This window comes from Candidatus Omnitrophota bacterium (assembly GCA_013791745.1).
In the GTDB taxonomy this organism is placed as follows: domain Bacteria; phylum CG03; class CG03; order CG03; family CG03; genus CG03.
In genome coordinates, this window is the sequence record VMTH01000125.1 from 19,437 (window position 1) to 30,907 (window position 11,471).

Here is an 11,471-nt window from a genome sequence, read left to right on the forward strand (position 1 = left end):
GCGTGAGCCATTGGCACATCAGATGATTTCAATGAGTTTCTGAGCTATCTGCACGGCATTGAGAGCGGCGCCTTTGAGAAGATTATCCGAGACGATCCACATCCATAAACTGTTCGGGCGGGATTCGTCTTTCCGTATCCTCCCGACAAAAGTCTCCAGCTCCCCGTCGGCGTCTATGGCCGTCGGATATTTAAGGGAAGCCGTGTCGTCAATAACTTTAATCCCCGGTTCTTTTTCCAGAAGCTTTCTCGCCTCGTCCGCGCTGATATCATTTGAAAACTCTATGTTAACCGCCTCGGAATGGCCCCTGAAAACCGGCACCCTCACGCAGGTGACGGAAAGCTCTATGCGCGGGTCGAGTATTTTTTTTGTTTCGTTCACCATTTTCATTTCTTCTTTTGTGAAAGCGTTTTCCATAAAAACATCTATCTGCGGTATGCAGTTAAAAGCGATCTGGCAGGGAAAAGGCGCAAAATCTTTATTGGAAAGTTTTTTTTCGGCGAAGCCGCTTTCAACGATCTGCCGGCTCTCTTTTTCCAGTTCGCTGACGGCTTTCCGTCCGGCTCCGGAGACAGCCTGAAAAGTGACGGCGATTATCCTTTTGATCACTGCTTTTCTGTGCAGCGGGGCGAGAGCGTGCACCATCTGGATGGTGGAGCAGTTGGGATTCGCTATGATGTATTTGTCTTTTGACAGAGCCGCGGAATTGATTTCGGGCACAACTAAGGGCACATCTTTATCCATGCGCCATGCGGAGGAGTTGTCTATAACATAGATTTTTTTGTCCCTGAAGAGGGGCGCGTATTTCTCCGAAATGGAACCGCCGGCAGACATAATGACCATATCAAGGTCGTTGTTCGCGATCCACTCCGGTGAAAGCTCCTCAACCGTTATCTCTCTGCCTTTGAAAGTGAGCTTCTTTCCCGCTGACCGCGCCGAAGCCAGAAGACGGATTTCACCCACCGGGAAATCAAGCCTTTCCAGCATCTTCAGCATCTCTCTGCCCACCGCGCCGGTGGACCCGGCGACCGCGACTTTATAATTTCTCATTTTAATCCCCCTGAATCTTCACATAAAATCTTCTGTTTCTCGGACCGTCAAACTCGCAAAAATATATGCTCTGCCATGTTCCCAAAAGAAGTTTTCCGCCGCTTATAATAACGGTCAGGCCCGGCCCGAAAAGCGATGACTTTATATGCGCGGCTGAATTCCCTTCCATGTGCCTGTAATCATCGTCAAAAGGTATCACCTTATTCATCTCCGACAGGATATCCCTTTTCACATCGGGGTCCGCGTTTTCGTTGATCGTCACCCCTGCCGTCGTGTGCGGCACAAAAACAAAAGCCGTTCCTTCCTTGACGGCGGATGATCTTACCGCGGTTGCCACGGCCTCCGTGATATCTATCATCTCCGTTTGATCATGTGTTTTTACTTCTATGCTTTTGACCATATAAAATCCCCGCTCTACGCCGATAATTTTTTCGCAAGGTCGGCGCCGTCATCAGAAAGGCTGATTTTAGCAAGATTCTCTTTTAATTTCCAGAAATTTCCTGAAACAAGCTCCTCAATCGCCTTCAAGACCACGCCGTCTTCAGCGTCACGCTGGCTGATTATAAGCGCCGCGGGCGGCGAGGAAAAAAATTCCGCGTTTTTTTCCTGATGGGCTCCCGCCAGGGGATAAGGTATCAGCAAAGAGGGTATTTTATAGAAAGCCAGTTCCGCAAGGGTCCCTGCGCCGGCCCTTGATACAGCGGCATCGGCGGCGCTGTAAAGCAAACTCATATAATGACAGGCCGGCAGAATAAGATGCTTACCTTTATGAGCGTCATAAGCGGCGTTCACGCGGACAAAATCCGCCTCTCCCGTTATATGGATTATCTGGACGAATCTGAGTTTTGAAAGCAGTCCCGCGACAAGATCATTGATAAAACCGCTGCCCTGACTGCCGCCGAAAATCAAAACAAGCGGCTGATCAGAGGAAAGCCCCAGGCGCGAACGCGCTTCCTCACGGCCGTATTTGACAGCCGAGACGGGGAATTTACAGAAAACACCGTTTTGGTATTTCACCTCCGGCGGGAAAATATAAAAGATCTTATCGGCAAAATGCCTGAGGAGCGCCGTGCCTTTCCCGGGCACGGCATTGGGTTCAAAAAAATAAAGTTCGGCTCCGCCGATCTTCGCGCAGAAGACGCCGACAGCGTTAAGATATGACCCGAAGCACAGAATCCGTTCGCTTTTGAATTTCAACGCAAAGACGATCGCGCGGAAAAGATCTTTCAGGGCGTCAAAAGTTATTTTTCCGAGAGCGAGCGGCCGTATGAAAACCACATTCGCCGTATCTTTCAAAAGCGCCTCGGTCGTGCCGGTCCTGACGGCAATGATCGGAGAGCGCGGAAAATATCTGCGCAAGGCCAGCGCGGGCATTATGTGACCGCCGGAAGCGCCGGTAAACACAAGTATTTTTTTGTTTACATTAAAATCCAAATCCGCCTGGCGGCCCTGCGAAGCGTGGTGGAACAAAGTTTATCAGCCGCCGACCATAGAGCCCATATTGAATATAGGCAGGTACATGGCTACCACCAGAGCGCCGACGACGACGCCGAGAAAAACAATCACCAGCGGTTCAATAAGCGAGGTCATGGCTTTAACGGCCTCATCTACTTCCGTGTCATAAAAGTCGGCGATCTTTGTGAGCATGACGTCAAGATTGCCGGTTTCCTCGCCGACTTTTACCATCTGGTTCACCATTGACGGGAAAACGCCGGACCGGGCAAGGGGTTCGGCGATTTTCTCACCCTCGCGTATGGCCTCGCGGGCCGTCATCACGGCTTCCTCGACGGCCCAGTTGCCGGCGGTTTTGGCCACGGTCTCCATGGCCGAAAGTATCGGCACGCCGCTTTTAACGAGCGTTCCGAAGGTGCGGGTGAATTTGGCTGTGGCGGTTTTTATAAGGAGCGGCCCTATAACCGGCATTTTGAGCATGCGGGGTTCAAGGAATTTTCTCCCCACCTCGCTTGCCGCGAATTTCTTAACGCCGACAACAACAATGGCTATGCCGGCCATGATAGCCAGAATATTCTGTATGAAAAAATCGCTTATATCCACAACGATCTGAGTCGGAACGGGCAGTTCGCTGCCGAAAGATGAAAAAACTTCTTTAAAGGTCGGGACGACAAAAACCATAAGGAAGATCGTGACGCCCAGACATATAAAAATAACGACTGTCGGATATGACAGCGCGCCTTTCACCTTGCCTTTCAGATTTTCCGCGGCCTCAAGATATGTCGACAGCCTGTCAAGAATTACATCCAGTATGCCTCCGAGCTCACCGGCGCGGGCCATATTGACATAGAGCGTATCAAAACAATCGGGATATTTTTCCAGCGCGTCTGCTATGGAGGTGCCGCCCTCTATGTCTTCGCGTATGGTGATTATCACATTTTTAAAATAAGGATTTTCTATCTGATCCCCTATGATAGACATCGCCTGAACAATGGGAATCCCGGCGTTGATCATAACCGAGAGCTGTCGGGAAAATATCACCACGTCTTTCGGCGTCGCTTTGGGTTTGAAGGGATTGACCGAATTGAGCAGCTCGATAAAAGCGTTGGACTGTTGTTGTTTTATCTCAAGAACAATGTACTGCTGCGCGCGCAGCCGCTCCACCGCGCCCCTTTGATCATTTGCCTCAAGTGTGCCTTCGAGCGTTCCGCCTTTTGCCGTGCGTACTTTATAAGCAAAAACCATATTATAACACCCCTCTGCCCATAAGCCTTTTTATCTCCTCAACATCGTTGGATGAAGCATACACCTGTTCTTTTGTGATATATCTTTTTTTATAGGCGTCATAAAGAGCCGTGTTTTTGGTCTGCATGCCGAATCTTCCGCCCGACTGCATGGCGGAGGCGGCCTGCTCCGCTTTTTCCTCGCGTATCATATTTCTGATAGCCGGCGTTACAAGCAGGGCCTCGCAAACCATCGCGCGGCCGCCTCCCTGTTTTTTCAGCAGCTCCTGGCAGAACACGGCCTGGAGCACAAAAGAAAGCTGACTCCTTATCTGCGGCTGCTGATGAGGAGGAAACACGTCAATTATTCTGTTTATGGACTGCACGGCATCCGGCGTGTGGAGAGTCGCGAAAGCAAGATGTCCGGTTTCGGCCACGGTCAGCGCCGCCTCAATCGTTTCAAGGTCGCGCATCTCACCGATAAGAATAATATCGGGATCCTGACGCATCACATGTTTCAGCGAAGCGGAGAAAGTTTCGGTGTCGGCGCCGACTTCCCTTTGAGAAACAAGACATTTTTTGTGCGAATGGACATATTCGATGGGGTCCTCTATCGTAACAATATGAGAACTCCTGTTTTCATTCAGATAGTTTATGATCGAGGCGAGCGTCGTTGATTTGCCCGAACCCGTAGGGCCCGTCACAAGGACAAGCCCGGTGCGCATTTTGACGATCTGATGAATGAGAGGCGGGAGGCCCAGCTCCTCAAAAGTCATAAAATCATAGGGGATGGCCCTCATGGCCGCGCAAACGGCCCCGCGCTGACGGTACACATTCATTCTTATTCTTCCCAGGCCCTTGATTCCGAAACCGAGATCGAGCTCGCTCTCCGATTCAAATTTGGCTTTCTGTTTTTCCGTCAGTAAACTGTAAACGAGCACCTGGGTGTCTTCGGGAGAAAGCGGCTCATAGTCCATCTGCACCACTTCGCCGTCAAGCCGTATCGCGGGCGGACAACCGTCTATGATATGAAGATCTGACGCCTTCTTATCCATCATTTCTTTTAAAAGCTGATCAATGCCTACCATCAATATCTCCTTTTAACCGCCGGTCAAGGCGCGGCGTTTAGTCCGTATCGGTGAAAGTCACGCGCATCACTTCTTCAAGCGTCGTCACACCGTTAAGCAATTTCCAAACCGCCGCCTCTCTCAATGTCTTCATGCCGTTCTCTCTGGCCATCTGTTTAAGAAGATGAGTCGGAGCGCGCTCGAGCACCAGATCTCTTATTTTATCATTGATTTCCATAACTTCATAGCAGGCGTTTCTGCCTTTGTAACCCGTGTTGGAACAAAGATCACAGCCGGTGCCGCGGGAAAGCATAACTTTTGATTTCCCATCCACCATTTCCGGAGTGATGCCCAGATGTTTTATTTTGTCGTATTCCACCTCAAACTGCTCCTTGCATCGTGGACAAATTAACCGCACGAGCCTCTGGGCTATCACCATGACTATCGTTGATGTCGTCAGAAAGGGCTCAATGCCCATGTTATTGAGCCGCGTCATGGAACCAGGGGCGTCATTCGTGTGCAGCGTGGAAAAAACAAGGTGACCCGTCAGCGCGGCGTTTATGGCGATCTCGGCCGTTTCGGCGTCGCGGATTTCACCGACCATTATGATATCGGGATCCTGACGGAGAAAGGATTTAAGCCCTTCCGCGAAAGTCAGACCTATGTCGGCGTTGGCCTGCACCTGATTGATTCCCTCAAGAACATATTCGACAGGGTCTTCTATCGTCATTATGTTCACATCCGGCTTGTTTAAGGTGGTGAGAGTGGAATAAAGTGTCGTAGATTTTCCGGAGCCGGTAGGGCCTGTCACAAGGACAATGCCGTAGGGAACATCTATGTTTTTATGGTATATTTTGAGCGACTGCTCATCAAAACCCAGAAGGGTGAGATCGAGCTTCAGCGATTCGGGATCCAGAAGACGCATCACGATTTTCTCGCCGAAGGCTGTCGGCAGAACCGATACACGCAGATCTATACCCTTGTTCTGCACTTTTATCTTGATCCTTCCGTCCTGGGGAAGGCGGTGCTCGGCGATATCCAGCTTCGCCATGATCTTGAGACGGCTAGCCAGAGCATTCTGAAGTTTTTTCGGCGGCGCTGTCACCTCGTGTAAAACGCCGTCAATTCGGTATCGCACCCGCAGCGATGTTTCAAACGGTTCTATGTGAATATCACTGGCGCCTGCTGTCACGGCGCCGCCCAGGATCAAGTTGACTATCTTGATCACGGGAGCGTCTTCTCCCTGGGCTTCCAGCGCTATTATATCGGAACCGGTGTCCTGTTCTTTTACCAGTTCAACATCATCTTCGGAACCCTCGGGAGCGTCCATTTCTTTCAGAATATCCGCCATGGAACCCTTGGCTCCGTAGTATTTGTCTATGGCGTTTTTTATTTCAGCTTCGCTGGCTATCACAACTTTTATGTTTCTGCCGGTCATCATCTTCAGATCATCAACAGCGAAAACATTGGCGGGATCGCTCATGGCGATAGTCAGCTCTCCTCCCTCAAGAGCGATAGGAATCAGTTTCTGATGGCGGACGATGGTTTCAGGCACCGTCTGTATAACGCTTTCGGGAATATCTCCATATTCGTTAAGGCTCACATATGAAACATTGCACTGCTTTCCGAGGAAGGCCAGGAGCACGTCTTCCGTTATAAAACCCATGGCCATAAGTATCTGGCCGAGTTTCCCGCCGCGTTCTTTCTGTTCCTGCAGCACCGTCTGAAGCTGTTCAGCGCTTATGATGCCCACATCAACCAGAAGATCGCCGAGCCTTTTCTTACCCAGTTTCTGTTCTTCTTTAGCCATTAGTTATTTTCTCCGCATTGCGCCGCTGTCAAAAGCGCTACATTCATTATATCAAATTTCGAGCAACCGCGCGAAAGATCATTGCCCGGTTTTGCAAGGCCCTGCAGAATAGGGCCTATGGCGCTGGCGCCGGCGAGCCGCTCTACAAGTTTATAGCCTATGTTGCCGCTGTTCAAATCCGGGAATATCAGGACATTCGCCCCGCCTTTCCATTCGCCTCCGGTTTTTTTAACGGCTATCTCCGGCACAAGCGCCGCGTCGGCCTGGATTTCGCCGATGAACTCAAAATCTCTTTTTTCGCTCTTCAGGATTTCCCAGGCACGGCGGACCTTACCGGGAGAAAGGGCCTTAGCCGAACCCAGCGTAGAAAACGACAGGAGGGCGACTTTCGCGTCGGGGCCTACAAAAGTTTTATATGATCGAGCCGTCCGGAGAGCTATATCAGCAAGCTGCTCTGACGTCGGCGCGGGTATTATAGCGCAGTCGGCGAAAAGAAAATTACGGTCTTTCAGGATCATAAGAAAAAAACTTGAAAGGATTTTAGCCCCGGTTTTCAGCCCCACGCATCTCAGCAGCGCCCGCACGGTATCGGCAGTAGAACTTGATGCTCCTCCGACAAAACCGTCCACAGCGCCTGTTTTAAGTTTCATCGCCGCATAAAAGAGCGGGGAATTAAGCACTTCCGCGGCCTGAGCGCGGGATTCATATTTTTTTTCATTGGCCGAATAAAAAGAATCTGTTAGCACGTCAATTCCGCTGTCGCCTTCAGGCCTGACGCACTCTATACCCGGAAGACCATCCGCGCGCACCAGTACCGGCACAAGAAGCTTTTCCCTCAACAGAATACGCGCGGCTTGAACCACACGCTCATCATCCCCCTCCGGGAAAATAATGCGCCTGGACGCTTTTTTCGCTTCCGATTTTAGTTTTTCTAATATATCTAACATTTCCAATTATAGTATAGCTTCATACTTGCAATTTGTCAAGTTAATAGGAGGGTCAGGTCTTGACATTAGACATTATGAATCTTCTTAATCAACTCTTCACTGCTGAAGGAGCCGACATCGGCCTTCCTGTCTCTGAGCGCCATCTCTCCGCTGGCCGCTTCCTTGTCGCCTACTATTCCTATATAGGGCACATGCTCCATGATAGCATTCCTGATTTTTTTATTCAGGCTCAGATTCCTGCTGTCAAGAGAAACGCGGATTCCCGCATCAACCAATTTCTCAAGCATCACCTCCGCGGCGGCTATGTTTTTTTCACTTATTGTCACTATCCTGAGCTGCTGCGGCGCGAGCCACAGGGGGAAATTCGCGGCATACTGCTCGGTGAGCATTCCCACAAATCTTTCAATTGAACCGAAAATCGCGCGGTGTATCATAAAAGGCGTCTGCTTCTCGCCCTTTTCGTCTATGTAAAACATAGAGAATCTGTCCGGCAGATTGAAATCAAACTGTATGGTGGAACACTGCCAGAGCCTGCCGAGCGCGTCTTTTATCTTAATATCTATCTTGGGGCCGTAAAACGCTCCGCCGCCTTCGTCTATCTCATATTCTATGTTTTTGGACTCAACGGCTTTTTTGAGAGATTCTTCCGCCAGCGCCCAGTCTTTCAGCTCACCCACATATTTTTTCTCTGGCCTAGTTGATATATAGACCTTGAATTCTTCAAAGCCGAACGAAGAAAGAAATTTCAGGGCAAACTCAAAAACATTCTCTATTTCCTTCATGACCTGATCTTCCGCCACTATGATGTGAGCGTCATCTATGGTAAAACCCCTCACCCTCAGCAGGCCGTGGAGCACGCCGCTTTTTTCAAATCTGTAAACCGTCCCCAGCTCCGCCAATCTCACCGGAAGATCCCTGTATGAATGGAGTGTGCTCGAATATATTTTTATGTGGCCGGGGCAGTTCATGGGCCGCACCCTGTAAGGCTTGCCCTCTATGTCCATGCTCGAATACATCATATCGGAGTAGTTCTGCAGGTGTCCTGAAATACGGTAGAGCTCCTCACTGGCCACATGCGGAGTACGCACCAGCTGATAGCCGTTGCGCAGATGCTCTTTTTTCCAGAATCCCTCTATTATCTCAAGGAGCTGAGCGCCGTCGGGATGCCAGTGTATAAGTCCCGGTCCCGATTCGGGGTGTATGCTGAAAAGGTGTTTCCCTATCACTCTGTGGTCTCGCTTTTTAGCCTCTTCGCGGAATTTCACATATTTCATCAGATCGTCTTTTGTAAAAAAAGCTGTCCCGTAGACACGCTGTAGCATTTTATTTTTCTCCGAACCTCTCCAGTATGCTCCGGCGATATCGAGTAGATGAAAATTCCTGAGCTCTCCCGAGTTCTCGATATGGGGCCCGCGGCACAGATCCGTGAAATCGCCCAGTTCGTACAGCGACACTTCCTCATCTTTGATCTCGTTTATGAGTTCGCTTTTGTATATCTGGCCTTTTTCCGAAAAGAATTTGAGAGCTTCAGCTTTTTTCAGGCTGTAACGCCTGAACGGCAGTTTTTCTTTGATGATTTTCTGCATCTCGCCGGAAATCTTTTTGAAATCATCCGGCTTTATGGCTGTGTCAAGATCAAAATCATAGTAAAAACCGTTTTCTATGGACGGGCCGATCGCGAATTTAACATTTTTGTACAGCCTCTGCACGGCATAAGCCATGATATGAGCGGCCGAGTGCCTCAGCGTTTCAAGAGAATATTTATTTTCGTTCATTATTTTTTCCGGGCGGCAACGGAGCCGCCTGCCAAAAATTTGGGCGGTACTGGATTCGAACCAGTGACCCCCACGATGTCAACGTGGTACTCTAACCAACTGAGCTAACCGCCCGCGCGCCGCGATAACGGCGAATTTCAAAAAATGTAGACTTCTGCAATTTTAAGGCACGGGTCGGATTCGAACCGACGGATGGAAGTTTTGCAGACTTCTCCCTTAGCCACTTGGGTACCGCGCCGCACAAGAGGTAAATTTATCAAATAAAACGCCCCCTTGTCAATTTAGGCGACGAGGATATTTTCAAATGATAGAAAATACTTTTTCTGCACAGAGCCTGTGCTCGGCCTGCCTTCGAAAACGGCCGGAGTATTACCGAAGACGCACCTTGACCACAACTTTCTTTACACGGGCGCTCCGCTCTAACTGAACACATGGCATGTGAAGGTCATCCGGGAAAAAGATCGCGAACATACCCGGGTCAATTCTAAAGAAAGCGGGATCGCTTTCAAATAAAGCATAATCCTCATCGGGGTTTTTATAGACAGGTTTTTGACTTGTCAAAGTTGCCACGCCCATAAGTTCGGCGCCGGAAACAATATACTGGATATCTGTATATTTAAAATGCCCTTCTAATTTGCATTCAGATCTATCCTTTGTGCTGTATTCCTGGACAATCGCAAAAATAACATCACCATCTATCTTATATTTACCAGGCGCTGCGGCCGAGAAATCCGTCTCCTTTATATAAGCAAGCGCGAGCGCTATCCTGCCGCCGAGACCTGTATATAAGCCGTGGTTTGCGATTTTATCTATTATCATCTTTTTGAGTCCGGGCTAAAACAGATGACCGCCGCGGTGGTGCTTTCGGGCTTGAATAAACCGGCGTCGTTTATCGTTATACCTACGTTCGCCCCGTCAAGGAGATCATAGATAACCTTATTGTTCTCCATATCGGGTATCGCGGGATAACCTGGGCTCACCCTTCGGCTGCTTTTATCGTCGATTCCCGCAATATTGTTGAGCTCTTCGTGGAGCATCGCGGCATAATCCTCGGCAACCCTGTCTGCGAGGCCCTTGATATACAGCATGGATTCCGTATCGCCGCTTCCCATAAAAGCCGAGGCGGCTTTTTCCGCCTCAATTCCCGCTGTGCTTATCTGAAAACCGCAGATGTCTTTTTGTTTTGAGCCGACACTCAGAAACCATGAATTTTCTACTGAGGACGGAAAGGATAATTCCGCTATTTTTTTATCAGGTTCGTCTATGCTGTAAATAAAAAGTTTATTTCCTTTGGCGTTACAGGGAAAGACCGCGGATATACCGCGGGGGGGGGCTATCCAATTATTTTCTTTCGATCTGCGGATCCATTTAGCCGCCAGTTTCTTGAATACGGTTTCGTCCTCTTTAGCCATTTTCCAATTCAAGTTTTTTAAATTTTTGAAGTTGATTTTCAGGTCATTGATACCGGTATGGCTGGTTTTGCGGAAAGGTTTTATTTTAGGGGGGTGGTACCGCGCCGAATTTTTCGCAAGCGCCCCGCCTTCCTCCTTGGAATATTCTTCCAGGCTTTCTCCGGCTATTTCAGCGCCTTTTTTACTGAGGAGGTATGATATTGAGTAGTCGTCTAACACTTTGGCGGTCCGTTTATCAAAGAATTCCCCGAAGGCGGATTTATTTATTTTAGAAAAATCGTATTCCTTCAATCTGAGCGCTGACGATCCGAACGTGTTTGTCTCAACGGCATTCGCCCCGGCCTCAAGATAGGCGCGATGCACTTTCTTTATCTCTTCCGGGCGGGAAATGTTGAGCAGGTCCCCCAGCATGCCGAAGTCCGCTCCGCCGTAATCGACGGCTTTCAAATTCGCGGCATGGAGCATCGTTCCCATAGCGCCGTCAAGGACGACAATCCGCTCTTTGAGCGTTTTCAGAAAATCAAATCGTTTCATGCTTCACATAATACCATAACAAGGCTCCCCTATTCAATAACCCTCATATAAGAGTCCCCCCGAAAAGCGCTTTTTCGCTAGACGGAAAATTTTTAACGGATAACAAATCTAAAATTCCGCAACTCGTCCGCCGGAGGCGGACTCAGACAAGCGTAATTTCTTCACGATTTTTTCTCCTAAATTTTCCTATATCGCTCTAAA

At 49.3% G+C, this 11,471-nt stretch carries 10 protein-coding genes and 2 tRNA genes; all 12 read right to left on the reverse strand.

Translation table 11 applies throughout. From position 1 onward, the window contains the following. Nucleotides 1-18: 18 nt before the first annotated feature. Nucleotides 19-1,050, reverse strand: a complete 1,032-nt coding sequence (locus FP827_05850) for an aspartate-semialdehyde dehydrogenase (GenBank protein MBA3052592.1) — start codon at nt 1,048-1,050, stop codon at nt 19-21. Between the two features lies 1 nt (nt 1,051). Next, a complete protein-coding gene (locus FP827_05855) occupies nt 1,052-1,450 on the reverse strand; it encodes a YjbQ family protein (GenBank protein MBA3052593.1) in 399 nt (132 codons plus the stop codon). A gap of 14 nt (nt 1,451-1,464) precedes the next feature. Beyond that, a complete protein-coding gene (locus FP827_05860; protein MBA3052594.1) occupies nt 1,465-2,484 on the reverse strand; it encodes a UDP-N-acetylglucosamine--N-acetylmuramyl-(pentapeptide) pyrophosphoryl-undecaprenol N-acetylglucosamine transferase in 1,020 nt (339 codons plus the stop codon). Nucleotides 2,485-2,526: 42 nt separating this feature from the next. Further along, on the reverse strand, nt 2,527-3,747 hold the full coding sequence (locus FP827_05865) for a type II secretion system F family protein (protein ID MBA3052595.1): 1,221 nt from the start codon (nt 3,745-3,747) through the stop codon (nt 2,527-2,529). Between the two features lies 1 nt (nt 3,748). Further along, the gene (locus FP827_05870; GenBank protein MBA3052596.1) at nt 3,749-4,813 is read right to left on the reverse strand and encodes a PilT/PilU family type 4a pilus ATPase; all 1,065 of its coding nucleotides are present in this window, start codon (nt 4,811-4,813) and stop codon (nt 3,749-3,751) included. A gap of 37 nt (nt 4,814-4,850) precedes the next feature. Then, nucleotides 4,851-6,581 carry a type IV-A pilus assembly ATPase PilB gene (pilB, locus tag FP827_05875; protein MBA3052597.1) on the reverse strand — a complete coding sequence of 577 codons (1,731 nt, stop codon included), beginning with the start codon at nt 6,579-6,581 and terminating at the stop codon, nt 4,851-4,853. Between the two features lie 20 nt (nt 6,582-6,601). Beyond that, a complete protein-coding gene (locus FP827_05880) occupies nt 6,602-7,549 on the reverse strand; it encodes a phosphotransacetylase (GenBank protein MBA3052598.1) in 948 nt (315 codons plus the stop codon). A 65-nt stretch (nt 7,550-7,614) separates the two neighbouring features. Continuing rightward, the gene (thrS, locus tag FP827_05885) at nt 7,615-9,324 is read right to left on the reverse strand and encodes a threonine--tRNA ligase (GenBank protein ID MBA3052599.1); all 1,710 of its coding nucleotides are present in this window, start codon (nt 9,322-9,324) and stop codon (nt 7,615-7,617) included. Between the two features lie 40 nt (nt 9,325-9,364). Further along, nucleotides 9,365-9,438, reverse strand: a tRNA-Val gene (locus tag FP827_05890). Between the two features lie 51 nt (nt 9,439-9,489). Further along, a tRNA-Cys gene (locus FP827_05895) sits at nt 9,490-9,562 on the reverse strand. Nucleotides 9,563-9,693: 131 nt separating this feature from the next. Further along, nucleotides 9,694-10,143 (reverse strand): DUF386 domain-containing protein, encoded by a 450-nt coding sequence (locus FP827_05900; GenBank protein ID MBA3052600.1) that lies wholly within the window; start codon nt 10,141-10,143, stop codon nt 9,694-9,696. Continuing rightward, complete coding sequence (locus FP827_05905) at nt 10,140-11,270, reverse strand: hypothetical protein (GenBank protein MBA3052601.1); 1,131 nt, start codon at nt 11,268-11,270, stop codon at nt 10,140-10,142. Before FP827_05905 ends, FP827_05900 begins: the two co-directional genes overlap by 4 nt. Between the last annotated feature and the right edge of the window lie 201 nt (nt 11,271-11,471).